The organism is Streptomyces sp. NPDC000151 (assembly GCF_040301705.1).
Taxonomy (GTDB): domain Bacteria; phylum Actinomycetota; class Actinomycetes; order Streptomycetales; family Streptomycetaceae; genus Streptomyces.
The window spans coordinates 17,678-42,388 of sequence record NZ_JBEPFC010000053.1 but is presented as its reverse complement, the minus strand read 5'-3'; the positions used below and the strand labels follow the sequence as shown (position 1 = coordinate 42,388).

Annotated in this window: 27 protein-coding genes; 9 read left to right on the top strand and 18 right to left on the bottom strand. The window is 72.5% G+C overall.

What is annotated here, in order from left to right; translation table 11 throughout:
- The coding region (locus tag ABT381_RS17305; protein WP_351594376.1) for an SbcC/MukB-like Walker B domain-containing protein at window positions 1–2,005 on the top strand (2,005 nt) is incomplete at its 5' end.
- A 6-nt stretch (window positions 2,006–2,011) separates the two neighbouring features.
- Here ABT381_RS17305 and ABT381_RS17300 read toward each other — a convergent pair.
- From ABT381_RS17300 to ABT381_RS17290, 3 genes are all read right to left on the bottom strand, one after another.
- Complete coding sequence (locus tag ABT381_RS17300; protein WP_351594373.1) at window positions 2,012–2,467, bottom strand: Lrp/AsnC family transcriptional regulator; 456 nt, start codon at window positions 2,465–2,467, stop codon at window positions 2,012–2,014.
- A 104-nt stretch (window positions 2,468–2,571) separates the two neighbouring features.
- Window positions 2,572–3,600 carry a DUF8189 domain-containing protein gene (locus ABT381_RS17295; RefSeq protein WP_351594370.1) on the bottom strand — a complete coding sequence of 343 codons (1,029 nt, stop codon included), beginning with the start codon at window positions 3,598–3,600 and terminating at the stop codon, window positions 2,572–2,574.
- Window positions 3,601–3,685: 85 nt separating this feature from the next.
- Window positions 3,686–4,354 carry a CatB-related O-acetyltransferase gene (locus ABT381_RS17290; RefSeq protein WP_351594367.1) on the bottom strand — a complete coding sequence of 223 codons (669 nt, stop codon included), beginning with the start codon at window positions 4,352–4,354 and terminating at the stop codon, window positions 3,686–3,688.
- 80 nt (window positions 4,355–4,434) lie between these two features.
- Between ABT381_RS17290 and ABT381_RS17285 the strand changes: the two genes are divergently transcribed.
- A complete protein-coding gene (locus ABT381_RS17285; protein WP_351594364.1) occupies window positions 4,435–5,364 on the top strand; it encodes an SDR family oxidoreductase in 930 nt (309 codons plus the stop codon).
- Here ABT381_RS17285 and ABT381_RS17280 read toward each other — a convergent pair.
- The 4 genes from ABT381_RS17280 to ABT381_RS17265 all read right to left on the bottom strand — a co-directional run bounded on the left by ABT381_RS17280 (window position 5,336) and on the right by ABT381_RS17265 (window position 10,664).
- The gene (locus ABT381_RS17280) at window positions 5,336–6,250 is read right to left on the bottom strand and encodes a GNAT family N-acetyltransferase (RefSeq protein ID WP_351594362.1); all 915 of its coding nucleotides are present in this window, start codon (window positions 6,248–6,250) and stop codon (window positions 5,336–5,338) included. The genes ABT381_RS17285 and ABT381_RS17280 overlap by 29 nt on opposite strands.
- Window positions 6,251–6,389: 139 nt before the next feature.
- The gene (locus ABT381_RS17275) at window positions 6,390–8,102 is read right to left on the bottom strand and encodes a DUF885 domain-containing protein (protein ID WP_351594359.1); all 1,713 of its coding nucleotides are present in this window, start codon (window positions 8,100–8,102) and stop codon (window positions 6,390–6,392) included.
- A gap of 109 nt (window positions 8,103–8,211) precedes the next feature.
- The gene (locus tag ABT381_RS17270) at window positions 8,212–9,642 is read right to left on the bottom strand and encodes an amino acid permease (RefSeq protein WP_351594356.1); all 1,431 of its coding nucleotides are present in this window, start codon (window positions 9,640–9,642) and stop codon (window positions 8,212–8,214) included.
- 305 nt (window positions 9,643–9,947) lie between these two features.
- Entirely contained in the window at window positions 9,948–10,664 is a 717-nt protein-coding gene (locus ABT381_RS17265; protein ID WP_351594353.1) for a CatB-related O-acetyltransferase, read from the bottom strand.
- Between the two features lie 161 nt (window positions 10,665–10,825).
- Here ABT381_RS17265 and ABT381_RS17260 point away from each other — a divergent pair, with 161 nt between their 5' ends.
- The gene (locus ABT381_RS17260; protein WP_351594350.1) at window positions 10,826–11,773 is read left to right on the top strand and encodes a LysR family transcriptional regulator; all 948 of its coding nucleotides are present in this window, start codon (window positions 10,826–10,828) and stop codon (window positions 11,771–11,773) included.
- 77 nt (window positions 11,774–11,850) lie between these two features.
- Here ABT381_RS17260 and ABT381_RS17255 read toward each other — a convergent pair whose 3' ends face one another.
- The 6 genes from ABT381_RS17255 to ABT381_RS17230 form a co-directional block, all read right to left on the bottom strand.
- A complete protein-coding gene (locus ABT381_RS17255) occupies window positions 11,851–12,291 on the bottom strand; it encodes a VOC family protein (protein ID WP_351594347.1) in 441 nt (146 codons plus the stop codon).
- 15 nt (window positions 12,292–12,306) lie between these two features.
- A complete protein-coding gene (locus ABT381_RS17250; protein WP_351594345.1) occupies window positions 12,307–13,497 on the bottom strand; it encodes an alginate lyase family protein in 1,191 nt (396 codons plus the stop codon).
- A 153-nt stretch (window positions 13,498–13,650) separates the two neighbouring features.
- A complete protein-coding gene (locus ABT381_RS17245) occupies window positions 13,651–13,983 on the bottom strand; it encodes a DUF3140 domain-containing protein (RefSeq protein ID WP_351594343.1) in 333 nt (110 codons plus the stop codon).
- 100 nt (window positions 13,984–14,083) lie between these two features.
- On the bottom strand, window positions 14,084–14,488 hold the full coding sequence (locus ABT381_RS17240) for a nitroreductase family deazaflavin-dependent oxidoreductase (protein WP_351594340.1): 405 nt from the start codon (window positions 14,486–14,488) through the stop codon (window positions 14,084–14,086).
- A gap of 142 nt (window positions 14,489–14,630) precedes the next feature.
- Window positions 14,631–15,431, bottom strand: a complete 801-nt coding sequence (locus ABT381_RS17235; protein ID WP_351594337.1) for an SDR family NAD(P)-dependent oxidoreductase — start codon at window positions 15,429–15,431, stop codon at window positions 14,631–14,633.
- Window positions 15,432–15,520: 89 nt separating this feature from the next.
- Window positions 15,521–16,246: an SDR family NAD(P)-dependent oxidoreductase gene (locus tag ABT381_RS17230; protein WP_351594334.1), complete on the bottom strand. Its 726-nt coding sequence runs from the start codon at window positions 16,244–16,246 to the stop codon at window positions 15,521–15,523.
- A gap of 86 nt (window positions 16,247–16,332) precedes the next feature.
- On the opposite strand from ABT381_RS17230, the gene ABT381_RS17225 reads away from it, so the two are divergent.
- The 3 genes from ABT381_RS17225 to ABT381_RS17215 all read left to right on the top strand — a co-directional run bounded on the left by ABT381_RS17225 (window position 16,333) and on the right by ABT381_RS17215 (window position 17,851).
- On the top strand, window positions 16,333–16,878 hold the full coding sequence (locus tag ABT381_RS17225; protein ID WP_351594332.1) for a MarR family winged helix-turn-helix transcriptional regulator: 546 nt from the start codon (window positions 16,333–16,335) through the stop codon (window positions 16,876–16,878).
- 184 nt (window positions 16,879–17,062) lie between these two features.
- Entirely contained in the window at window positions 17,063–17,467 is a 405-nt protein-coding gene (locus ABT381_RS17220; RefSeq protein WP_351594329.1) for a hypothetical protein, read from the top strand.
- A gap of 138 nt (window positions 17,468–17,605) precedes the next feature.
- The gene (locus ABT381_RS17215) at window positions 17,606–17,851 is read left to right on the top strand and encodes a hypothetical protein (RefSeq protein ID WP_351594326.1); all 246 of its coding nucleotides are present in this window, start codon (window positions 17,606–17,608) and stop codon (window positions 17,849–17,851) included.
- 69 nt (window positions 17,852–17,920) lie between these two features.
- On the opposite strand, the gene ABT381_RS17210 is transcribed toward ABT381_RS17215, so the two are convergent.
- The 3 genes from ABT381_RS17210 to ABT381_RS17200 are packed head-to-tail and all read right to left on the bottom strand — an operon-like array spanning window position 17,921 to window position 20,205.
- Window positions 17,921–18,148, bottom strand: coding sequence for a non-oxidative hydroxyarylic acid decarboxylases subunit D (locus tag ABT381_RS17210; RefSeq protein WP_351594323.1), 228 nt, complete (start codon window positions 18,146–18,148; stop codon window positions 17,921–17,923).
- 33 nt (window positions 18,149–18,181) lie between these two features.
- Entirely contained in the window at window positions 18,182–19,606 is a 1,425-nt protein-coding gene (locus ABT381_RS17205) for a non-oxidative hydroxyarylic acid decarboxylases subunit C (RefSeq protein ID WP_351594320.1), read from the bottom strand.
- Window positions 19,576–20,205, bottom strand: coding sequence for a non-oxidative hydroxyarylic acid decarboxylases subunit B (locus ABT381_RS17200; RefSeq protein WP_351594317.1), 630 nt, complete (start codon window positions 20,203–20,205; stop codon window positions 19,576–19,578). Before ABT381_RS17200 ends, ABT381_RS17205 begins: the two co-directional genes overlap by 31 nt.
- Before the next feature lie 98 nt (window positions 20,206–20,303).
- On the opposite strand from ABT381_RS17200, the gene ABT381_RS17195 reads away from it, so the two are divergent.
- Window positions 20,304–21,206 (top strand): helix-turn-helix transcriptional regulator, encoded by a 903-nt coding sequence (locus tag ABT381_RS17195; protein WP_351594314.1) that lies wholly within the window; start codon window positions 20,304–20,306, stop codon window positions 21,204–21,206.
- A 113-nt stretch (window positions 21,207–21,319) separates the two neighbouring features.
- A complete protein-coding gene (locus tag ABT381_RS17190; protein WP_351594311.1) occupies window positions 21,320–21,547 on the top strand; it encodes a hypothetical protein in 228 nt (75 codons plus the stop codon).
- Window positions 21,548–21,647: 100 nt separating this feature from the next.
- On the opposite strand, the gene ABT381_RS17185 is transcribed toward ABT381_RS17190, so the two are convergent.
- Window positions 21,648–22,871, bottom strand: coding sequence for an FAD-dependent monooxygenase (locus ABT381_RS17185; protein WP_351594308.1), 1,224 nt, complete (start codon window positions 22,869–22,871; stop codon window positions 21,648–21,650).
- 94 nt (window positions 22,872–22,965) lie between these two features.
- Between ABT381_RS17185 and ABT381_RS17180 the strand changes: the two genes are divergently transcribed.
- On the top strand, window positions 22,966–23,535 hold the full coding sequence (locus ABT381_RS17180) for a TetR family transcriptional regulator (RefSeq protein ID WP_351594305.1): 570 nt from the start codon (window positions 22,966–22,968) through the stop codon (window positions 23,533–23,535).
- A 64-nt stretch (window positions 23,536–23,599) separates the two neighbouring features.
- Here ABT381_RS17180 and ABT381_RS17175 read toward each other — a convergent pair whose 3' ends face one another.
- Window positions 23,600–24,628 (bottom strand): helix-turn-helix transcriptional regulator, encoded by a 1,029-nt coding sequence (locus ABT381_RS17175; RefSeq protein WP_351594303.1) that lies wholly within the window; start codon window positions 24,626–24,628, stop codon window positions 23,600–23,602.
- Window positions 24,629–24,711 lie beyond the last annotated feature (83 nt).

Below are 24,711 nucleotides of genomic sequence, written 5' to 3'. Positions count from 1 at the left end.
CTGGCGCGACCACGAAGCGGCGCACGCCGCCGAACGCCGCTCCCGCGAGCGGCTGCGCTCCGACCTCGTGGACGCGGGCAGCGACCAACTCGCCGCGCTCGAACACCGGTTGAGAGGCGAGCTCGGCTCGCTGGACGCGGCCCGCCGCGACGAGCGCCGCGCCGCCGACATCGCTACCGAGCGCGCCGCACTGGACCGCGAGGCCCGCGACGACGAACAGGCCCTCCTGGACGCCGCCGACTGGCTGACCGGCTGGGAGACCACCCGCACCGCGCACCAGCAGCGCATCGAAGCCGCCCAGGAGGCGGCGGCCCGCGCCGAACAGCTCCACGCCCGCCTCGAACCGGCCGAGACCCGCCTGGCCGCCGCCCGCCGCCGCGACCGCGCCACCGCCCAACTCACCGATGCCGAGCGGGAGTTGCTGTGTGCCAGGGAGGCCGCGACCGCGGCCCACGAAGAGTGGCTGAAGCTCAGGGAAGCGCGGCTGCACGGCATCGCCGCCGAACTGGCCAAGAACCTGGAAGCCGGCGCGCCGTGCGCCGTCTGCGGCGCGACCGAACATCCGGCGCCCGCCCGCACGGAAGCCGGTCACGTGGACCGCGACCGGGAGGAGGCCGCGTTCGCCGCGTACGAGCGTGCCGTTTCCGCCCGCGAGGAGGCCGAGCGGGTCCAGCAGTCCGTCAAGGAGGAGCTGGCCGCCGCCACCGCGGGAGCCGGCAACGCGCCCGTCGCCGCGCTCGCCCAGGACCTCGAAGAACTGCGGACGGAACACACCGCCGCGCACACCACCGGCGCCGGGCTGCACGCCGCCCGCGAAGCCCTCGCCCGCGCCGAGCGCGAGTACGAGCGGCGCCGCGCGGAACAGCAGGCCGCGCAGCAGCGCACCGCGGCCCGCGACTCCCGCCGCGAGGCCCTGGACCGCGAGGAGAACGCGCTGGCCGAAGGGTTGCGCCGGGCCCGCGGCGACAGCGCGAGCGTCGCCGAGCGCGCCCACCGGCTGGAACGGCAGACCACGCTGCTCGCGGAGGCGGTGACCGCCGTACGGGCCGCCGAGACCGCCGCCGAGCGCCTGAAGGAAGCCGACGCCACCCTCGCCGACGCCGCGTACAAGGCGGGCTTCGACACCCCGCGCGAGGCTGCCGCCGCCCTGCTCGGCGACGACGAATGGCGGCGCGTTCAGGGACAGTTGGATGCCTGGCAGGCCGAGGAGGCCGCGGTCGCCGCGGAACTCGCAGACCCGCGCACCGCCGACGCCGCCGCCCTGCCGCCCGCCGACGCCGAACAGGCCCGGGCAGAAAGCGAACTGACTGCTCGTCGGCTGCGGGACGCCGCCACCGCGCACGCCACCGCCCGCGACCGTTGCGCCGAACTGGACCGGCTCTCCGCGCGCGCCGAGACCGACGCCCGCGAACTGGCCCCGCTGCGCGCCGAGTACGACCGCGTCGCCCGCCTCGCGTCCCTCACGGCGGGCACCTCGGCGGACAACGAACGCAAGATGCGCCTGGAGTCCTACGTGCTGGCAGCGCGCCTCGAACAGGTGGCCGCCGCCGCCAGCGCCCGCCTCACCCGCATGTCGGCCGGGCGCTACACGCTCGTGCACTCCGACGAACGGGCCGGCGGCGCCCGCCGCTCCGGCCTCGGCCTGCACGTCATCGACGCGTGGACCGGCCAGGAACGCGACACGGCCGGCCTCTCCGGCGGCGAGACCTTCTTCGCCTCGCTCTCCTTGGCGCTCGGCCTCGCCGACGTCGTCACCGACGAGGCCGGCGGCACCCGCCTGGACACCCTCTTCATCGACGAGGGCTTCGGCAGCCTCGACGAACAGACCCTCGACGAGGTCCTGGACGTACTGGACTCGCTCCGCGAGCGCGACCGCAGCGTCGGCATCGTCAGCCACGTCGCCGACCTCCGCCAGCGCATCCCGGCCCAGCTGGAGGTCGTCAAGAACCGCGCGGGCTCGACGGTCCGCCTCCGCACCCCCGACAGCCTCGAAGGCACCGGCTGACGGACATCACGGCCGGATCGGCCGGCCCGGCAGCGGCGACGAGTACACCACATTGGTCGTCACCGCGCCGAGCGCGCCGATCCGGCCCGCCACCTCCTCCAGATGCCGCATCGACCGTGCCGCGACCTTGATGACGAAGCAGTCGTCACCCGTGACGTGATGCGCCTCCAGGATCTCCGGCGTGCTGTCCAGCAGGTCGTGGAACGGCTTGTAGTTGCCGCTCGGATACCGCAGCCGTACGAAGGCCAGGACCGGCATCCCGACCCGCTCGGGATCCACCACGGCCGCGTACCCACGAATCACCCCGGCCTCCTCCAGCCGCCGCACCCGTTCGGTGACGGCGCTGGCCGACATGTTCACCGCCCGCGCCAGCACGGCGTAGCCCGCACGCGCGTCCTGCTGGAGGGCGTCGAGTATGCGCCAGTCGGTGGCGTCGGGGGAGTACCGGGAAGAGCTCGTCATGATCGCTGTCTAGCAGTCGAATCCCCGGTAGATCAAGGTTCTGCCGGAGCCGACCGGAGCCGAACGGTGCTGCCACCGGGTCACTGCCCCGGCGGCCTACGCGGTCAGACGCGTTCCTGGAAGGCGTACCACAGGGCGCCCTCGCCGCCCCGGTAGAAGACGAAGACGCGGCCGTCGCGGCTGAGCGCGGGGACCGGGTTGTTGTGCACGCCGCCGGTGATGTCGCCGAAGGGGACGTACTCCAGGCTGCCGGGGTCCTTCTGGGCCGCGGTCAGCAGGGCGTCGCTGCTGCCGCGCGCGAACACGTGCTGGCGGCCGTCGGCGGCCAGCACCGAACGCGGAATGCCGTTGAGGGTGCCGCCGAGGCTCCGGGTGGAGGTGGAGAAGCTGCCGTAGCCCGTGACCTGCCCGAACCACCACGACTCGTTGTTCGAGCCCCAGTAGTGCACATCGAGGTGGCCGTTGCAGTCGGGCAAGATGTGCAGCCCGCCCTTCGCACCCGTCGTGATCTTGGCGTAGCCCTCCCACTCGGTGGCGTCGTCGGCCTTCTGTGTGTTGGTCCACAACTCGTCGTTGCGGCCGATGTGCACGAAGGAGATCCGGCCGTCCGCGGCCAGGGCGGCGGCCAGCCGCTCGCCCTTGGCCTCGCCGCCGAGGCTGACAGGGGTGGTGAAGTCCGTGCCGGACAGCGACTTCTGCCGGGTCTCCCATATGGCGCGCTCGCCGCCGATGTAGAACACCGAGATCCGCCCGTTGGCGTTGAGCACCGGGGCCGGATTGCTGTTCACCCCCGTGGTGATCGCGTCCGGAGAGCCGAAGTCGCCGTTGATCCGGTTCTGCTGTACCCGCATCAGCCGGTTGTCCTGGCTGCGCCAGAAGACGTAGATGCGCCCGTCCTTGCCGCGCAGCGCGGCCGGCGTGCCCACCAGCCGGGCGTTGGGCACCAGTTCCCGGTCCTTGGTCCAGCTGAGGTCCTGGTTCTGCCAGCTCGCGTACATGGTGTTGCCGCCGCCCTGGTAGATCACCAGGAGGCGGCCGTCCGCGTTCGCCGCCACCGCCACGTCCTCGGTGAACGATCCCCCGAGGTTGACCGGCGTTCCCCAGCGCAAGCCCTCTGTGGTCGAAACCGCCATTTGTGCCCCCTTACTAGGAAAGGAAGGGAGCCAGCCTCACACAACGAGCTGCCGCTCGGACCGCCAAGTCACGCCATTCCCCCGGCTACTGGGTCAAGGGCTGCTCCCGCCCCGGCGCCGCGGCCGCCAGCTCGTCGACGCTGCCGGACATGACCGTACGGAGATGGGCGGTGAGGTGGTCGAGCGGCCAGTCCCACCAGGCCAGGTCCAGCAGGCGGGCGATGTCCGCCTCGCTGTAGCGGCGCCGGAGGAGCCGGGCGGGGTTGCCGCCGACGATGCCGTAGTCGGGCACGTCGTCGACGACGACCGCCCCCGAGGCGATGACCGCGCCATGGCCGATGCGCACGCCCGGCATCACCGTCGACCGGTAGCCGAACCAGACGTCGTTGCCGACCACGGTGTCGCCGCGGCCGGGCAGCCCGGTGATCAGGTCGAAGTGCTCGGCCCAGGAACCGCCCATGATGGGGAAGGGGAAGGTGGAGGGGCCGTCCATCCGGTGGTTGGCACCGTTCATCAGGAACCGCACGCCCTCGCCCAGCGCGCAGAACTTCCCGATGACCAGCTTCTCCGGCCCGTAGTGGTACAGCACGTTGCGGGTCTCGAACGCGGTCGGCTCGTCCGGATCGTCGTAGTACGAGAACTCGCCCACCTCGATCAGCGGCGAGGTGACGAGCGGTTTGAGCAGCACGACCCGGGGCTGTTCGGGCATCGGGTGCAGCACGGTCGGGTCGGCGGGGAGGGGGGTGGTTGGCATGACGGGAGCCTTTTCTCATGAGTGGGGAAACGCGGAAAACGGGATGACAGGGGCCGCCTCGGCGGTCAAGGTGGTCGACCATGGCCACGACGCACGACCGGAACACCGAGCCGCACGCGACTGAACCGCACGCGACTGAACCGCACGCGACCGAATCGCACGCGACCGAACCGTCCCCGTCCGCCGCCGCGCTGCGCCGCGCACCGTACCCGCTGCGCGGCCGTACCGCGCTGGTCACCGGCGCGAGCCGGCGCGGCGGCATCGGCTACGCGGTCGCCCGCCGGCTGGCCGCGTACGGCGCCAGTGTGTACCTGCACCACCACGTCCCGCACGATGCGCGGCAGCCGTGGGGCGCCGACCCCGGCGGGCCCGACGCGGTCGCGGCAGGCGTCCGGGAGGTGGCCGTCCCCGGCGCGGTGGTGACGCACGGGCCGGCCGACCTCACCGCGCCCGAAGCGCCGGCCCGCCTGCTCGGCACCGCCGCCGACGCGCTCGGCGGCCGGCTGGACATCCTCGTCGCCAACCACGCGCTGAGCGGCCACGACGGCACCCTCGACACCATCGACGCGGCCATGCTGGACGCGCACTGGGCGACCGATGTGCGGTCGGTGATCCTGCTGGCGCAGGCGTACGCGCGACACCGCACGCGACACCCCGCCCCCGGGCAGCCCGGCGGCCGCGTCGTCATGATGACGTCCGGTCAGGACCAGGGCGGCGGGATGCCGGAGGAGGTGGCGTACGGGCTGGCCAAGGGCGCGCTGGCGTCGGCCACGCGCACGCTCGCCACGACCTTCGCACCCCTCGGCGTCACGGTGAACACCGTCAACCCCGGCCCGGTCGACACCGGTTACGCCGTCGGTGAGCTCCGCGAACGGGTCGCCCGGCGCTTCCCCGGCGGTGAGTGGGGCGCGCCCGACGACCCGGCCCGCCTCATCGCCTGGCTGGCCACGGACGAGGCGGCCTGGATCACCGGCGAGGTCATCAACTCGGAGGGCGGGTTCCAGCGCTGAGGGCCCCGTCCGCATCGGTCGTACCACCGTTCCCGCTCCCCGCGTACTCGAAGGCGTACATGCCGGACCGCTCGCCCGCGCGGACGAAGCCGGCGCGTTCCAGGACGCGTTGCGAGGGCACGTTCGCCGGCTCCGTGGTGGCGACCAGCGTGCCCACCTCGGGACGGGCCGCCGCCCATGAGGCGAGCAGGCGTACCGCGTCCGTCGCCCAGCCCGCGCCGCGCGCCGAGGGGGACAGGTCGTAGCCCAGCTCGACCGTCCCCGCCTCGTCCGGCGGGCCGTGGAAGCCGATGCCGCCCAGGGCGACGCCGTCCTCGGTACGGGTGATCGCGTACGTGCCCCAGCCCGGCCGGTACAGCCCTGCCGCCGCGAGCCGCACCATGATCCCGGCGCCCTCCACCGTGCCCTCGGGCGGCGCGCCGTCCACCCACGTCAGCCCGGCCGTGCCGCCGTCCGTGAGCCGCGCGCACTCGGCCGGCGGCAGCGCTCGCAGCGTCACGCGCCCCGCGGTGAGCGCGAGCGGGAAGCCGGAGGCCGCGGCGACCAGCGCCTCGAACAGCCGTGCCGCCTCCGCGTCGTCCGTGACCGGCCCGAGGCCGTCGGTCCGCTCCTCGTCCGTGAGCAGCGTGCGGTCCCGGTCCGCGAGCGCGGCGGCCAGCTCGGCGCCCCGCCCCGCGGGCAGCGGCCGGCCGCGGTACCGGACGGGGCCGGGCCCGGCGGGCACGCCGGCGACGGCCCGCGTCGCGTTGCCCGCGAGCAGCGCCTCGTGGTCGACGACCGCGACCCGCGCGCCCGCCGCGCCGGCGGCCCGGGCCTCGCACGCGAAGTCCGGGTCCGGGCGGCCCGGTTGCAGCGGATCACCGGGGAAGAGGAAGAGGAGGGTCATGGGGAGGGACCCTACGGACCGCCCTCTCCGGCCGCCACGGAATTCTCACGGACGCGCTGCCGTCCACAGCGTCCGACGGACGACAGAGGGGAGGGGCGGCGGCCGTCCGCGGGCCGCCGCCCCTCCTGCCCCGTGCGGCCTACAGCGCCGACAGCTCGCTCTCCAGGTCGTCCAGGCCCAGCGAGCCCTGCGACAGCGCCGCCATGTGCCACTTCTTCGGGTCGAAGGCGGCGCCGTGCCGGCGGCGGGCGGCCTCGCGGCCGTTCAGCCAGGCCCGCTCGCCCAGCTTGTAGCCGATCGCCTGGCCGGGCATCCCCTGGTACCGGATGATCTCGCTCTCCACGAAGTCGGACGAGCGGCTGCAGTGCGCGTCCATGAACTCCTGCGCCAGCTCCGGCGTCCAGCGCTCGCCCGGGCGGAACGGCGAGTCCGCCGGGATCTCCAGCTCCAGGTGCATGCCGATGTCGATGATCACGCGGATCGCGCGCATCATCTGGGCGTCCAGGTAGCCCAGGCGCCGCTCGGCGTTGCTGAGGAAGCCCAGCTCGTCCATCAGCCGCTCGGCGTACAGCGCCCAGCCCTCGGCGTTGGCGCTGACCATGCCGACGGTGGTCTGGTAACGGGAGAGCTGGTCGCTGACGTGCGCCCACTGCGCGAGCTGGAGGTGGTGGCCGGGCACGCCCTCGTGGTACCAGGTGGAGACCAGGTCGTACACCTGGAAGCGGGTCTCGCCCATGGTCGGCAGCCACGTGCGGCCCGGGCGCGTGAAGTCCAGCGAGGGGCTGGTGTAGTACGGCGCTGCCGCGGTGCCCGCGGGCGCGATCCGCGACTCCACGCGCTTGACCCGCTCGGCCAGTTCGAAGTGCGTGCCGTCCAGCTTCTCGATGGCCTCGTCCATCAGCGACTGGAGCCACTCACGGGTCTCCTCGACGCCCTCGACCGCCTCGCCGTTCTCGTCCAGCCAGGCCAGCGCCTCCCACGGGGTCTTCGCGCCGGGGAGGACCTTCGCGGCCTCATTCTCCATCTCGGCGAGCAGCCGGTGGAATTCGGACCAGCCGTACGCGTACGCCTCGTCCAGGTCCAGGTCGCTGCCGTTGTAGTAGCGGGCGAGGCGGGCGTACCGCTCGCGGCCCACCACGTCCGGGGTGCCCTCGACGGCCGGCGCGTAGGTGTCGCGCAGCCAGTCGCGCAGCTCGGTCAGCGCGCCGGTGGCGAAGCCGGCCGCGGCGTCCAGGTCGGCGCGCAGGCTCTCGGGCCCGGTCGCGGCGAAGTCGGCGAACCAGCTGCGGTCCGTACCGATCCACTCGCCCAGCTGCCCGAGCACCGTCCGCACCTGCCGCGGCCCGGCCGGCAGCTCCCGCTTCAGGCCCTCACCCAGGGAGGCACGGTAGCCCTCCAGCGCGGCGGGCACCGCGCGCAGCCGCTGCACGACGGCCGCCCAGTCCTCGTCCGTCGCGGTCGGCGTGAGGGTGAAGATGTCGCGTACGGAGTGCAGCGGCGAGCTGAGGTTGCTGACGGCGCGCAGGCCCTCGCCCGCTTCGTGGACGGCGAGTTCGGCGGTCAGCCGCTCGCGCAGCAGCCGGGCGCAGCGCCGCTCGCCGTCGCTGTCGCCACCGGGCCGCGCCTCGGCCGCGGTGAGCCGGTCGAGCGTGGTGCGGGCCAGCTGGGCCAGCTCCTCCTGCCCCGTGGGGGAGAAGTCGGGCAGCTTGCCTGAGCTCTCCGGTACGCCGAGGAACGTGCCGGTGATGGGGTCGAGGGCGATCAGGGCGTCGACGTAGGCGTCGGCGACCTGGCGGGGCAGCGGCTCGGCGGCGGAGCCGGCCTGACCGGTGGAAGCGTTGGGTTCGGACATGGGCCCATCCTGGTACGGATGGGCCCACCGCGTCACCAGCAATTCCACTGACGGGCCTGTCGGGCCGGCTTCTTCGCCCTCCGCTGAATCGGGTGCGGTCCGCGCCGGTTCAGGCGGTCGTGCGGCGGCCCCGCAGCCGGTCCCGTACCAGCGCGACCGCCACCACGAGCACGGCGGCCAGCAGCGACAGCGTGACCTGCTGCCGCCCGGCCGGGTCGGTCAGCATGTAGACCAGCACGAACGAGATCATGCCGATCGTCGCCCAGGTCAGATACGGGAACAGCCACATCCGCACGACGAGCTTGCGCGGGTCGTCCCGCAGGATCATCCCCCGCATCCGCAGCTGCGCGAAGCAGATGACCAGCCACACGAACAGCGCGACGGCGCCGGAGGAGTTCAGCAGGAAGGCGAAGACGGTGTCCGGCCACTCGTAGTTGAAGAACACCGCGAGGAAGCCGAAGAGGACCGAGGAGAGGATCGCGGCGCGCGGCACGCCACGGGCGCTGGTGCGCGCGAACGCCTTGGGCGCGTCGCCGCGCCGGCCGAGCGAGAAGGCCATGCGGGAGGCGGTGTAGAGCCCGGAGTTGAGACAGGACAGCACCGCCGTCAGCACGATGACGTTCATGACCTGTCCGGCGTGCGGGATGCCGATCGAGTTCAGGGCCGCGACGTAGCTGCCGTCCTTGGTGATCGACGCATCGTTCCACGGCAGCAGGCTCACCACGACGAAGATCGAGCCGAGGTAGAAGACGCCGATGCGCCAGATGACGCTGTTGGTCGCCTTGGTGACCGCGCGCTGCGGGTTCTCCGACTCGCCGGCGGCGAGCGTGACGATCTCGCTGCCCATGAAGGAGAAGACCACCATGAGCACGCCGGTCAGGATCGATCCCGGACCGTGCGGCATGAATCCGCCGTGCGCGGTGAGGTTCGCGATGCCCGCGGACTCGCTGTGCGCCCCGGGGAGCACCCCGAAGACGGCCAGCAGGCCGATCACGACGAACGCGCCGATCGCGACGACCTTGATCCCGGCGAACCAGAACTCGAATTCACCGTACGAGGCGACCGACGCCAGGTTCGTGGCCGTGAGCACCACCATCACGATCAGCGCCCAGCCCCACTGCGGCACGGCCGGGACCCAGCCTTCGAGGATCTTCGCGCCCGCCGTCGCCTCGACGGCCAGCACCACGACCCAGAAGAACCAGTACAGCCAGCCGATCGAGAAGCCCGCCCAGCGGCCGAGCGCCCGGTCCGCGTACGCGGAGAACGACCCGGAGCTGGGATAGGCCGCCGCCATCTCGCCCAGCATCCGCATCACGCACACGACCAGCGCGCCGACCAGGGCGTACGACAGGAGGATGGCGGGTCCGGCGGCGGCGATGCCGGAGCCGGAGCCGACGAACAGGCCGGCGCCGATCACCCCGCCGATCGCGATCATGGACAAGTGACGGTTCTTGAGACCGGCCTGCAGGCCGTCCGACGGGCCGTCGCCGGGGGCGGACGGTGGGGATGGCGCCACGTCGGTCGTCGGTTGCGTGCTCATACGGTCCTCGGCATTTCGGTGGGATTCCATCCCTGCGGGGCAGGGCGCGGCGCGCCGCGGGGTGCGGCGGTCCGCGATGAGGTGCGTCGCGTGGGGGAGGCGGGGAGCCGGCGGCGCGCTGCGGGCGGACGCCCGGCGTCCGGGGCCCGGTGTCCCGGGGTGTCCCGGCCCCCGGGGGTCACCCGGGAGGTCACGGGGGTTCGATCTTGCGTTACGCAGACGCTAGGAAGAATTTCCGCCACTCACCATGTACAGATGTCACACGCTGCCCGCCGGACCTTTCGACATGTGCACAAACGCGCAGGTCAAGGGCGGTGCGGAAGGGCCCTGGCGCCGGTCAGCGTGCACGGGTCGACGTCCCCCGCGACATCCTCCGGGTCGATTCCGGCATACCGGGCCAGCTGCGCGACGTCGCGCCCCTGGAGGAGTGGGAGCGCTTCCGCGATCCGCTCGTCGCTCCAGTTCCACCACCCGATCCGCCAGAGCAGCTTGCGGCGCAGCGGGTCGAAGCGGTGCCGGACGATCCTGTTGTTGCCCACCACGACGGAGTAGGGGGCGACGTCCTTGGAGACGACGGCGCGCGCCCCGATGATCGCGCCGGTCCCGATGCGCACACCGGGCAGCACGACCGCCTCGTAGCCGGTCCACACCTCGTGCCCGACGACGGTGTCGCCGGCCGGTGCCCAGGCGTCGTGCTCGTGCGCGAAGAAGTTGAAGCCGTACGGCGTCACGGCGTCGGGGTGGGTGTCGTGCCCGTGATTGCCGCCCAGCAGAAACGCCGTGCCCGAGGCGAACTGGCAGAAGTTCCCGATCCGCAGCCGGTCCAGGGGCACGCCGCTGTCGCCGTACTCCGTGCGGTCGTCGAAGGCGTAGCGCAGCCGCGCGGCGAACGACTCCTGGTGGTGGTAGCCGCTGTACCAGCTGTGCCGGCCCTCCTCCAGCGCGATCAGCGGGTGCGCCGACACCTCGGGATCGGTGTCGATTCGCTGCACTTCGGTGAAATTGTTGAAGATCTCGGTCATGGGCGCGGACGCTAACAGCGCGGCTGCGCAAGGTCTTCCGGTTTTCTTCTGTGTGCCGCGGGTGTGCTGCCGGTAAAGAGGTGTGAGACTTTTGTGCCCGGCGCCGCGGGAGGTGTGCTTTCCGCGGTAACGGGCACGGTGCGCGTTGTTACCATGCGTCCATGGCGGGGGACACCGGCCCGACCGGCCCGGAGAGCAGTGCTCCGACGGATCCGAGCACACACCAGCTGAGACTGTTCCTGCTGCTGGCCGAGGAGATGCACTTCGGCCGGGCGGCGAAGCGGGTGTTCATGACGCAGCCCGCCTTCTCGCAGCAGATCCGTTCGCTGGAGCGGCGCCTCGGGCTGACCCTGGTCGACCGCACCACGCGCACGGCGGGGCTGACCCCCTCGGGGCAGGAACTGCTCCCGGAGATCCGGGCGATGGTGCAGGCCGCCGACCGGCTGCGGCAGGTCGCCGGCGAGCGCATCCGTACGCTCTCGGGCCGGGTGGTCATCGGCTCCTTCGAGGCCATCACCTCCGTCCACCCGATCCCGGCGATCCTGGCGGAGCTGAAGGCGCGGCATCCGGGGATCGAGGTCGAGATCGTCCGGATGGGCTTCGCGGACTCCGCGGCCACCGTCCTCGCGGGCGGCGTGGACGCGGCGTTCCTCTTCCCGCCCGTGCCGCCCGGGATCCAGACCCAGCGCCTCGCCGAGCTGCGCCGCGTCGTGTGCCTGGCCGCCTCCGACCCGCTCGCGGACGCGGGCCCGCTGACGCTCGCCCGGCTCAGCGAGCGGCGGTTCATCGGTTTCTCGCCGGAGATCCCCAAGGTCTGGCGGGACTTCTGGGGAGTCGACCCCCGCCCCGACGGCAGCCCGGCCCGCTACACCGCGCACCAGATCGCCGAGTTCGAGCCCGCGCTCACGGCCATCGCCCTCGGCGAGGGAGTGCAGTTCCCGCCGGAGCCGGCCCGCTGGCTCTACCAGCGGCACGGCGTCGCGTACGCCGAGGTCACCGACCTCCCGCTGTGCCACACGGCCCTCGCCTGGCGGACCCCCGACCGTGACCGGCCGATAGTGACCGCACTGCGCCGGGCCACCCGCACGGTCCTGGACCGGATCCGATAGCCGGGGCAGCGGGGCCGCGCCTTCCAGAACCGGTCCCTCAACCGTGAACTCGGCGCGCACGGTCCCGTCGGCAGCCTTCAGCCGAGCTGCTCGGCCAGTCCGACGATGATGCCCTCGGGGCCGCGGACATAGCAGAGCCGATAGCTCTCCTCGAACTGCGCCAACTCGCCGACGAGTTCGGCCCCATGGGCGCGCAGGCGGGCAACGACGTCCTCGATGTCGTCGACGGCGAACATGACGCGGCGAATGCCCAGCGTGTTCGCCGGCGCGTCCTTGGGCTCGGCGCTGATCGCCTTCGGCGTGTGGAACCTCGCCAGTTCGATGCGGCCGTGGCCGTCCGGGGTCCGCAGCATCGCGATGTCCTGTCGGACGTCGTCGATCCCGATGACACGCTCCACCCAACGTCCCTCGACCGGCCCCTTACCCTCCAGCTCCATGCCGAGTTCGACGAAGAACGCGATAACGGCCTCAAGGTCGTCGACAACGATGAGGACGTTGTCCATCCGCTGGATCGTCATGCCGGGTCTCCTTGGTCACTCGGGGTTCTCCGCGTGGGTGAGGGTCTCCCAGCCGACGAAGAGGTTGTTGGAGCCGGCCGGGCGGCCGCGTTCGGTGAGCGTCTGAGTGTTCGTCATGGCCTGGCCGAGGCGGCCGTGCAGCGCGTTGAACCCGACCTCGGTGACCGGGCCGAGGCCGCGCTTGATACTGCCACCGCACAGCCAGGTCGGCGGCGCCTCGCCCAGCTCGTACTTGGCGTGGAAGCCGAGCGCGTACCGCAGCCGTTCGCCGACGTCGGTGGCGTACAGGTCCTGGCCCTGGATGCGGCTGGTCTCGGCGATGTGCGAGATCGCGGAGATGCCGTAACCGGTGTGGGTGAAGTCGCGGCAGGTCTCCTGGGAGAGGCCGTTGACGAAGGTGGACTGACCCTGCCAGTACTTGATGACCTTGTCGCGGCTGTCCAGCCCGCTGCCCGGCGCGGTCTTCGGCAGGTCGCCGTCGCCGCTGAGGTAGACATACGCGGGCACCCGGCCGCGGAACTTCGCCATCGCCTTGTCGTACGACGCCTTGTCGTCGAGGAAGACGGATATGCCGACGGCGGCCTCCATCATGCTCAGTTCCCAGTTGCCGTTGGAGTTCGAGCCGCCGATCACCTTGGGCAGGTAGACGGTGCGCAGCATGGTCTTGAAGCGGTCCACCTTGTCCTGCGCCCAGCCGGTGTAGGTGTACCGGATGATCTCGGCGGCCCGCGGCCAGGAGGAGCCCGCCCAGCCGGTCTGCAGCGGGGCGTTGGAGTTGGTGTGGTCCTTGATGGTGCCCGACCAGGCGTCCATGATCTCGATCGCCTTCTTGGCGTACCGCTCGTCCCCGCTGACGTACCAGGTCAGCGCGAGCGTGTACGCGGCGAGGGCGTCCTCGCGCTCGTCCGTGCAGCCGTAATTGGGGTCGGAGTAGGAGCCGCACTCGACGACGGCGCGCGGCTTGGGCGTGCGGTCGAGCGCGGCGTACTTGCTCGCCTTCATCCGGTCGTAGGCGTTCTTCCAGGGCTGTGCCCCGGAGTCGACCTTGTCGCGGACGAAGTCGAGCTGGCCGCGGGAGACCAGGACACCGGGGTGGGTGAAGCCGGCCGACGGCGCGGCGGCGAGCGTGGCCAGGACGGCGGTGGCGGCGAGGAGGGCGGTGCCGATGGTGCGTGCCGCACGGTGGGGACGTCTCTGCACTGGCATGGGGGGTTTCCGTCCTTGTATGTGAACGGTGGTCGCCTCTTTGGACAGGCGCGATGGTCGGTGAACCTAAAGGTCTGCACCAGACGTGTCAACACTCCTTGCCAGAACGCGAAAAGGGCCCCGCCGGTACAGCGGGGCCCGTCTCCGCGGCCGTCAGGCGGGCTTGAGCGGGTCGTGGCCGATGTTCATCAGGCCGTGGCGCCAGTCGGCGCCGCCCGCCTGCGGGTCGCGGTGCTCGGCCCGCTGGGTCTCCACGATCTCGCACACCCGCCGCATGACCTGCGCGTCGTCCTCCGTGAGGTCGGTACGGCGCTTGCCGAGGATCTCCAGTACGTGCCGCCCGAGCGGCGCACCGGCCTGGTCGGGGACCACCTCCGACTCCTGGCCCGCGGCCTGGACGCTCAGCCACTCCTGCAGCTCACGCGACGTCATGTTGACGACGGAGTGGAACGCGTCCCACAACTCGGTGCTGACCTGTGCGCTCACGACATGCCTCCTCGGGCTCACGACCGCCCGGAATCACCCGGAATGTACGCCGCACAAGTATCCGGCGACCCACCTGGGCAAACCCCGCGTCACCCGGCCGTCAGGCAGTGCGTTCCAGCACCACGACCGGGATGTCCCGGTCGGTCTTCTGCTGGTACTCGTCGTACTGCGGCCAGACCGCCGCCATCGTCCGCCACATCGCCGGCTTCTCCTCCGCCGTCGCCGTGCGGGCGCGCGCGGTGAACCGGTCGCCCTTCACCTGTACCTGGACCTCGGGATTCGCCTGCAGGTTGAGGTACCACAGAGGCGGTGCGTCCGAGCCGCCCTTGGAGGCGACGACCAGCAGGTCGTCACCGAAGGGCTGGTAGATCAGCGGCGTGCTGCGCTGCTCGCCGCTCTTGCGGCCGGTGGTGGTGAGGATGAGCGTCGTGGTGCCCTGCCACTCGTGCCCTTCCGCGCCATCGGTCTCGACGTACCGCTTCACGTGTTCCTTGCCGAACAGCATCGGCCGACTCCTTCGTACGGACGAACAGGGACAGGGCAAACCTGCCATCGTGGGGCGCCGCGTACACCTCCGTTCCGCGCCGATCCGCGCCCGGCGCACCCCGGCCGCCCCGCTCCGGCGGTCGCGCCGCGCCGCCCGGCGCTCACCGCCGCGGAATGCCCCGCATCCCCACCTCGGCGGCGACCAGCCGGTCCAGCGCCTCCTGGGTGTCCGCCAGACCCGGTACGCACACCACCTCGCCCCGCTCCAGCGCCGCCAGCGAGGCCGTCACCACCTCGTCCACCGGCATTCCCCCCTCCGCGTGAACCCGCTGCTCCGTACCGGCGACCGACTCCTCACCCGTCGTCAGATGGAACTCGGTGGCGGTGAGCCCCGGGCAGAGCACCTGAATGCGGAGCGGGGTGTCCGCCAGCTCGGCCGCGAGGGTCCGGGTGAAGGTGACGACGTACCCCTTCGTGCCGCCGTAGACGGCGCGCCGGGGGAGCGGGTCCGGGGGCAGCGAGCCGGCGAACGCGAGGCGGGAGGCGACGTTGACCACCGCGCCCCGGCCGCGCTTCAGCATCCCGGGGACGGCGGCCCGGGTCAGCACCGTCAGCGCCGTGACGTTGACGCTGAGCACCCGCGTCAGCAGCATCGGGTCGACCTCGGTGAAGTTTCCGTAGCCATTGATGCCCGCGTTGTTGACCAGCAGCGCCACGTCCTCGGCCGCGACCCGCTCGGCCGTCCGCGCCAGGTCCTCCGGTACGCCCAGGTCGGCGACGAGCGTCTCGACGGCGACGCCGGCCGTCTCCCGCAGCCGGCCGGCGAGCTCGTCCAGCCGCTGCGCCCGCCGCGCCACGAGCACCAGGTCCCAGCCGGCCTCGGCCAGCCGCTCGGCGTACCGCGTGCCGATCCCCGACGAGGCCCCGGTCACCACGGCCGTCCCGGTTCCGGTCGTCTCCATCTCCGCGCTCACTCCTTCGCTGATCGGCACCCGCGCAAGCTACCGGAACACCTTATTCCGGTAGCCGTCCGACAGCCGTCCGGCGCGCGTCAACGCGTGGTGTAGGCGCCGCCGTTGACGTGGATCGTCTGGCCCGTGATGTGCCGGGCGCCGGGAGAGGCGAGGAAGAAGACGGTCTGCGCGATGTCCTCCGGCGTGCCCGGACGCTTGTTGTGCGTCTCCTGGACCAGCTTCTCGTGCCGGGCGTCCGGCAGCTGCCCGCCGAAGAAGGCGGTGCCGGCGACGTAACCCGAGGAGATCACGTTGGTGGTGATGCCGTGCGGGCCGACCTCGGCGGAGAACGCGGCGTTCCACGCCTGGAGGGCCGCCTTGGCCGCGCCGTACGAGCCGCCGCCGCGCTCCGCGCCGATCGACCCGATGCTGATCACGGAGCTGCCGTCGGCGAGGAGGTCGCGTACGGCGGCAGTGGTCAGCACCGCGCCGAGCACGTTCTGGGAGAGGTTGCCGTGCCACTCGGCGACCAGCTTGTCCAGCGGCGAGCCCGCGGCCGACGCGGCGTCGAACAGGCCGCCGGCCGCGTTCACGAGGACGTCGAGCCGGCCCGTCGCCTCGATCCGGTCGGCCAGCGCCGCGACCTGAGCGGGGTCGGTCGCGTCGCAGACGACGCCCTCGGCGCCCAGTTCGACGGCGGCGCGCTCGACGGTGTCGGCACGGCGTCCGGTGACGACGACCTTCGCCCCGTCGGTGGCGAACGCCCCGGCGACGGCGCGCCCGATGCCGCTGGTACCGCCGGTGACGAGCACGGTGCGGGTCATGAGGTTCCTCCCCTGAGAACTTCTGCGAGCTGCTGCGCACTGCTATGTTTAGGTCTAAACGTACCCCACGGCAGCGGGAGCGCACCATGAGCGAGGACCTCGGCACCGCCGCGGGCGGCGCCGTCCCGTCGTATCCCGCCGCCGAGATCGCGGCGGCGTGGCAGCGGGAACGGCCGGGCACGCCCACCGAGTCGATCGAGATCGTGACGCCGATCTGGTGGCTGGGGAAGCTCTTCGCGATCGACCGCGACCGGGCGCTGCGCGCCGCGGGCATCGACACGGCCACCCTCGACCTGCTGTCCGTCATCCGCCGCTCCGGGCCGCCCTACACCCTCAGTACGCGGGAGATCGCCCGGCGGACGCTGGTGACCGCGGGCGCGATCTCCCAGCGCGTCGCGCGGGCCGAGCGCGGCGGGCTCGTCCGGCGGGCCCCGGCCGGACCCGGGAGCCGGGCGGTCCTGGTGTCGCTGACCGACGCGGGCCACGCGCTCGTCGAGCATTCCGTCGACGAGGTGCTCGGCCGCGAAGCCACCCTCGTCGCCGGCCTGTCGGCGTCCGAACGCGCCACCCTCGCCGCCCTGCTGGACAAGCTGCTCACCGACGTCAGGACGCGCACGGGCGACACCGCCTGACGCACCGTCGATGCCGGCCGGGCGCCCGCGGCCGGGCGTCGACACTCATGCGGCACTCACTCAGCGTCACGATCTCCCTGGTTTTTCGCGCCCGGGCGGGTGGGAGCAATTCCTGGCATGCGACCGGAGTTCCGTACCCGCTCCAGGCAGTACGGGCCCGGCCCGAGAACGTCCAGGAGAAACCATGAAGCTGACCGCCACAGGGATGAAGGCCACCGCGGCCGCCGCCGTCATGGTGGCCGCGCTCACCGTCCCGGCCGCCACTTCTTCCCCGTCCGCCACGGCGTCCGCCGCCGGTGCGCCGTCCGCCCCGACCACCCACCTCACAGGCGCCGCACCGGCCGCCTTCGCGATCCCGCCCGGCCTGTCCTGCGACACCGGCAAGCACGCCAACGACGAGTACACCGGCTACGCGCTCTGCCGGAACAACGGCGGCGCACCGCAGACCTTCTGGGTGCACCTGGTCTGCGGCTGGGCGCCGGACGTGGACGGCGAGCATGTCACGCTCAACCCCGGCCAGTCGGGGCAGTCCACCGCGCACTGCGGCAGTCTCGGCACCGGCATCGGGGAGATCTCGGTACAGCCGTAGGGCGAGGGGCCGCGGCAGAGGCGCGGCCCTGCCGTTCGGGTGGCGGTACGTGTGTCGATTCAGCGACTCGGCTACTCATCGACCAACGAGGCGGCGCGGGAACGCCGCCTCCTCCTGTGGCAACCGATGGAGGTATCGATGAAGCGCTCCGCTCTGCGCCTGGCCGCGGTCGCACTCCCCGTGACGGCACTCGTCCTGGCCGCCGGTGGTACGGCGTCCGCCCACGATGACGACGACTTTCTGAAGAGCAGGATCGTCGTCACGACAACGCACCACCACTGCGACGGCCACGGGCCGCACGGATGGCACAGCAGTGGCGACTGGTCGACCTCGGTCTCCATCGAGACCGGCATGGGCGGCGACCTCGACATGTACAACGACTGACCGCACGCGCACCGGGCCCCGCCCTCCCCAGAGGAGAGCGGGGCCCGGTCGCGCGTTCCGAGGAGAGCGTCAGCCGGCGTGCAGCGGCGGCACCGCCGGGACCTCGATGGCGCTGTCGATGTCCTCCTGGGTGAGGCGGAACTGCGCGGGGTACGCGTCGCGCCGGGTACGGCGGTCGGGCTCGGTGGTGCGCCAGGTGTACAGGCAGCGGGTGCACTGGAGCACGTCCCAGACGCCGGGGACGGGGGAGTGGGCGAGGGTGTCGAGCGCGTCGTGCGCGCAGCGGGGGCAGATCATGCGGGTCTCCGGAAGGGGAAGGCAGGGGGCGGGTCAGCGGGCGGCGATCAGCGCGTTCAGCCGGCCGATCCACTCCTTGGTCTCGGGCAGGTCGCGGACCGGGGTGCTGAAGTTGCCGCGATTGTCGGGCGAGACCGGGGTCGTGGCGTCGATGATCATCTTGCTGGTGATGCCGGCGGGGTTGGCCGCCGGGGCCAGCTCCAGGACGGACAGGTTGGGAATGATCACGACGTCGTCCGCGGGGTTGACCTTGGAGGACATCGCCCACATCACCTGCGGCAGGTTGAACGGGTCGACGTCCTCGTCGACGAGGATCACCTGGGCGACGTACCCCAGACCGTGGGGCGTGGTCATCGCGCGCATGCCGACCGCCTTGGCGAAGCCGCCGTACCGCTTCTTCGTCGAGATGATCACGGCCAGGCCGTGCGTGTACATCGCGTTGACCGCCTGCACCTCGGGGAACTCCGCGCGCAGCTGCTTGAGCAGTGGCACGCAGGTGTTCGGCCCGACGAGGTAGTCCACCTCGGTCCACGGCATGCCCAGGTAGAGCGACTCGAAGACCGGGTTCGTGCGGTACGAGATGCGGTCGATGCGGACCACCGGCATCCGGCGGCCGCCCGAGTAATGCCCGGTGAACTCGCCGAACGGGCCCTCGATCTGCCGCTTGCGGCCCTCGATCACGCCCTCGATGACGACCTCCGAGCCCCAGGGCACGTCGAAGCCGGTGAGCGGCGCGGTGGCGATCGGCGCGGGCGCGCCGCGCAGCGCGCCGGCCATCTCGTACTCGGAACGGTCGTACCCCATCGGCATGCCGGCCACGATCGTCATCACCGGGTCGTTGCCGAGCGTGATCGCGATGGGCAGGTCCTCGTCCCGGCTCTCGGCCGCCTTCAGGTGCAGCGCCACGTCGTGCACCGGGACCGGCTGGATGGCGAGCCGGTCGCGGCCGATGACCTCCAGGCGGTACGTGCCGACGTTCTGCTTGCCGAAGTGGTCCGGGTCGTCGGGGTCGCGGGAGACGACCGCGGCCTTGTCCAGGTAGAAGCCGCCGTCGCCGTCGTTGAGGCGGAAGAGCGGAAGGACCTTGAAGAGGTCGATGTCCGCGCCCTCCTGCGTGTTCTCGCGCCAGGGGGCGTCCTCGCGGCGCTCGGGCGCGACGGGGAAGTCGTCCCAGCGCCGCGCGAACTCCTCGACCTGGTCCTTGACCGAGGTGGCTGCGGGCAGGCCGAGGGCGAGGGCGTGGTTGCGCCAGGAACCGTGCACGTTCAGGGCGATCCGCGCGTCGGTGAAGCCCTTGACGTTGTCGAAGTACAGGGCGGGGGCGCCCTCGCCGATCCGGCCCGCCGCGTTGGCGGCCGCGGCCAGGTCCGGCTCGGGCAGTACCTCGTCGGTGATGCGCAGCAGCTGGCCCTCGCCCTCCAGGGTGGTCAGAAAGCTGCGGAGGTCGTCGTAGGCCATGTCGGCTCCTTGCTGTCAGTGCTGTGGTGACGCGCCGCCCGCATGCCGGCCCACCGCTTGGCGGCGGGCGCCGGCAGGTCGAACTGGTCGACGATGCGGGCGGTGATGTGGTCGACGATGTCGTCGACGGTGGCGGGGTGGTTGTAGAAGGCGGGCATCGGCGGCACGATCTGCACGCCCATCCGCGCCAGCGCCAGCATGTTCTCCAGATGGATCTCGCTGAGCGGCGTCTCCCGCGGGACGACCACCAGCTTGCGGCGCTCCTTCAGTACGACGTCGGCGGCGCGGCCGACCAGGCCGTCCGCGTAACCGGCCCGGATGCCGGCGAGGGTCTTCATCGAGCAGGGCACGATGATCATGCCGTCCGTCCGGAACGACCCGGACGAGATGGCCGCGCCCTGGTCCTCGGGGCTGTGCACGACATCGGCCAGCCCGGCGACCTCGCGGGCGCTCCGGCCGGTCTCCAGCTCGATCGTGGACCGGGCCCAGCGGCTCAGTACGAGATGGGTCTCCACCTCCGGCAGCTCGGCCAGGTGCTCCAGCACCCGGATTCCGAAGACCGCCCCGGTCGCCCCGGTCATTCCCACGATCAGCCGCACGTCGCACCTCGCTCTCCGGCAGCTTCCGGCTCATCGCTGCCTCTTGTGCGACCGTAGGAGGGGGTACGGGGACGACAGCGGTACGCTACGGACTCAGCATGGGAAAAAACGGACAGCTCTCGATCACGGACGTCGCCTACCGGCCGTCTCTCGGCGCGCCCATTGGCATGGACGTCCTGGACTTCGCCGAGCTGCGGGCCCGCGGAGACCGCCGCGGCATCGATCTGGGGAGCCCGCAGCGCCCCGGCTTCCACCACCTCATCCACGTGCGCTCCGGCACCCTGCGGCACACCGTGGACTTCTCCGAGCACGTGCTGCGCGCCGGCAGCTGGCTGTGGATCCAGCCGGGCCAGGTGCACCAGTACGTCCCCGAGGACCTGGCGGCCGCGCGCGGCACCATCGTGATCTGGCAGCCCGGCTTCGCCGACGCCGAGGCGCCCTTCGAGCAGGTCCCGCTGCTGCCGGAGGGGCCGCACGCCCGCGCCACCCAGCTCGCCCTGCGCCACCTCACCCACGAGTACGCCGACCTGGCCTCCATCCCCCTCCAGGCGCACATCGAGGCGCTGCGCCTGCTGTTGGCCGTGCTGCTGCTGCGGCTCGCCCACGCCCGCCCCGAGACCCCCGCCGCGCACCGGCCGGGCGGCGCCTTCGCGCACTACCACGCAGCCGTCGAGCGCGACTTCGCCGACACGCACCGCGTCGCCGACTACGCCACCGCGCTCGGCTACAACGTCCGTACCCTCACCCGCGCCACGCTCGCCGCCACCGGCCTGTCCGCCAAGCAGTACCTCGACGCGCGCATCCTCCTGGAGGCCAAGCGCCTCCTGGTGCACACCGACGCCCCGGCGGCCGAGGTCTCCCGCCGGCTCGGCTTCCGGGAGCCGGGCGACTTCTCCAAGTTCTTCCGCAAGCGCGACGGCCGCACGCCGCAACAGTTCCGGGCGGTGGCCCGCGGCGCGACGGAACAGGCCGTGCGGAGTGAAAATCCGACGACTCGGTGACCCGGCTCACCTCGGTCGGCCATCAGGGTCAATTGCCCGAGCGCCGCGCTTCGGGAACCGGCGGGGCGGAGAAGCATGGGGGCGATCAACCCACCTACCTGAAGAGGTATGACATGCGCAAGATCTTCGCTCGTACCGCTGCGTCTCTCGCCCTGGCCTCGGCCGCGCTGGTCCCGATGAGCGGCATCGCTTCCGCGCACGACCACGACGACGTCAGCGGGATGCTCAGCGGCTCGGCGAGCAGCATGACCAGCGTCGGCGGCCACGACGGCGTCGTGACCGTGGGTGACGCGCGGGCCGCCGCCTACTGGATGGGGCTCGTCGACGCGGGCCGGTTCTGACCGGTCCGGGCGACGGCTGAGCTGTCGTGCCGTCCAGTGGCGGTGTTGCCCCGGGACCGGGGCGGCACCGCCACTGTGCGTACTAGGTCATGACGCACCGTCAGGAAGCGCGCGGGCCCGCGACCGGCTCCCGCTGTACGTCATGGGCGTGGATCCAGCCGAAGTCCGCCGGGACCGTGGCCAGCTTCCGGTCCCGGCGCTCGGCCGCCGGCCCGTCGGGCAGGTGCAGCAGGCCGGAGGTGACCCAGGAGCTGCGCTGCACCTGGCGGGTGCGCACCCGCCGGAGCCCTTCGTACCGGAGCAGGGCCGCGCCGTACGCGTCCGGCCCGCCGGCCGCGCGGGAGTCGGCCAGGCAGTCCGCCAGCGTCACGGCGTCCTCGATGGTCTGGTTGGCGCCCTGCCCGTGGTGCGGCAGCATCGCGTGCGCCGCGTCCCCGATCAGCACCGCCCGGCCGCGGCTCCACCGCCGCAGCGGCGCCTGCCCGAACAGACCCCACCGCGCGCTCTGCGGCGCGGCCGCGAGCATCTCGGTGATCGCCGGGTGCCAGCCGTCGAACGCCGCGAGGAGTTCCCCGGGCGCGGCTTCCGCCCGCCAAGTGCCGTCGGCCCAGCGGTCCGGGCCCTCCACCACCGCGAGGAAGTTGACCGTTCCGGCGCTGTCGATGGGGTAGTGCAGCACGTGCGCGCCGGGCCCCATCCAGAACTGGATGGCCGCCGGGTCCGGCAGCGAGGGCATTGCCTCGGCCGGCACCAGGCCGCGGAAGCCGCTCGTACCGGAGTACGCGGTGACGTCCTCGGCGGTGACCTGGCGCCGCACGGTGGAGTGCACGCCGTCCGCGCCGACGACCAGCCCGGCCCGCACGCTCCGGCCGTCCGCGAGGTCCAGGCGTACCCCGCCGCCGTCCGCCGCCGCGTCCTCGTGCACCCCGCCGACCGCCGTGCCCAGGTGCAGCCGCTCGCTGCCCCAGGCGTCGCCCAGGATGCGCTGGAAGGCCGCGCGGTGCACGCCCAGGTAGGGGCCGCCGAACCGCGTACGGTACGAGTCGCCGACCGGGTGCGCGGCGATGCGGCGGCCGTCCCGCCAGTGCCGGTACACCAGCTCGGTCGGCTCGGCGCCGGCCGCCGTCAGCTCCGTGTCCAGGCCGAGCCGGGCGAGCAGCCGGGTGGCGTTCGCCGACAGTGCCACCGCCGCGCCGACCTCGCGCAACTCGGGTGCCTGCTCGTGGATTTCCGCGTCGATGCCGCGTGCCCGCAGGGCGAGAGCCAGGGTGAGCCCGCCGATGCCGGCCCCCACGATCGCGATGTCCGGGCCCGTTGCGCCCATGCTCTGCCTCCTCGTCTCGCCGCTGTTGATGTACCGATCGGTACATCAACGGTTCGCGTTGGACTGTAGGTGTACCGATCGGTACGGTCAAGGGGTGCCTCGTGCGACGGATTCACGGAAACGGACCGAACTGCTGGAGAAGGTGGTGCAGCATCTGGAGCACCACGGCCTGGCGGGCCTGTCCCTGAGCCCACTCGCGGAAGCGGTGGGCACCAGCAAACGGATGCTGCTCTACTACTTCGGCAGCCGGGAGAACCTCCTGGCCCAGGCCCTGGCGGCCAGCCGGCCCGACGCCGAGGCGATGTTCGGCGGCGTCGACGACGCGGCGGAGCTGCGCCGCGCCGCCCGCGCGCTGTGGGAGGCGATCACGGTCGGCAGGCAGCGCGGGCTGGTCCGCATGCTGCTGCAGCTGCTCAGCCTGGCCACCACGCAGCCGGAGCCGTACGGAGCGCTGGCCGCCGACGCGGTCGAGGTGATGGTCGGCCCGATCGCCGCCGCCTACGTACGGCTCGGACACGCGGAGCAGGACGCCAGGGTCCGGGCCACGCTGCTGGTCTCGGGCCTGCGCGGGCTGTGCCAGGACCGCCTGGTCACCGGCGACACGGCCCGCATCGACGCCGCGGCGCACCGGCTGATCGAGGACGCCACGAGCCCGGCGGGCTGAATCCGGGCAACGCGGGCGGCGCGGGCGGCCTTACGGGGTCAGGGCGCCGCCGCGTAACGGTGCGTCAGTCCGAGGCCGGGGTGGCCGCCGAGTAACGGTGCGTCAGCCCAGGGTCAGGCGGGCCCGCCGCGTAACGGTGCGTCAGTTCGGCCACCGTCCGGGCCACGGCCGCGCGCAACTCGGGTGGGCCGAGCACCTCCGCCTCCGTGCCCAGCCTGAGCAGGTCGCCGACCGCGACGGCCGGTGTCTCGACCGCCAGCTCGACCCGCACCCAGCCCTCGTCGTCGGGCGGCCCGGCCGCTTCGAGGGCCCGCGCGCCCGCGGCGCCGAACTGCATGGGCAGCAGCTGCCGGCCGCGGGGCGAGATCCGCAGCTGCGCGACGCCCTGGTGGAGGGCGGTCTCCAGGCGGCGGGAGGACTCCGCCCAGTGCGCGGCCAGGTCGAATTCCGCCGGCCGGTCGAAGGCCTGCTCCGTGACGTCGACGGCCAGCAGGCGGGAGATCCGGTAAGTACGGATCGCCTCGCCCGCCAGCGCTACCAAGTACCAAATGCCGCCCTTGAGGACGAGGCCGAGCGGGCCGAGGTCGAGCGCCCGGTGGCCGTCGCCGCCCCACTTCCGGTACTGGACGCGCAGTACGCGCTGTTCCCACACCGCCTGTGCGACGCGGCCGAGATGGGGGACCGGGTCGGCCTCGCGGAACCACGCGGGCGCGTCCAGGTGAAACCGGTCCTGGACGCGCCGCGACCGATCCGCCAGCCCGGCCGGGAGCGCGGCCTGCAGCTTCAGCTGCGCGGTGGCCAGCACCGCGCCGAGGCCCAACTCGCCCGCGGCGCCCGGCGCCCCGGCGAGGAAGAGCGCGTCGGCCTCGGCGTCGGTGAGCCCGGTTAGCCGCGTGCGGTAACCATCCATCAGGCGGTAGCCACCGTCGGGGCCGCGGTCGGCGCAGACCGGGATGCCCGACGCGCCGAGCGCCTCGATGTCCCGGTACACGGTACGGACCGACACCTCCAGCTCCGCGGCGAGTTCGGACGCCGTCAGCCGCCCGCGGTTCTGGAGCAGCAGGAGCAGGGAGAGAAGCCGGTCGGCACGCATGGCAGCCATTGTCCCGTGTACCTGACAGAAGGTGTCAGGTACGGCGGACAGGCTGGTCACACACCGCGCGGAACAGGCCGTGC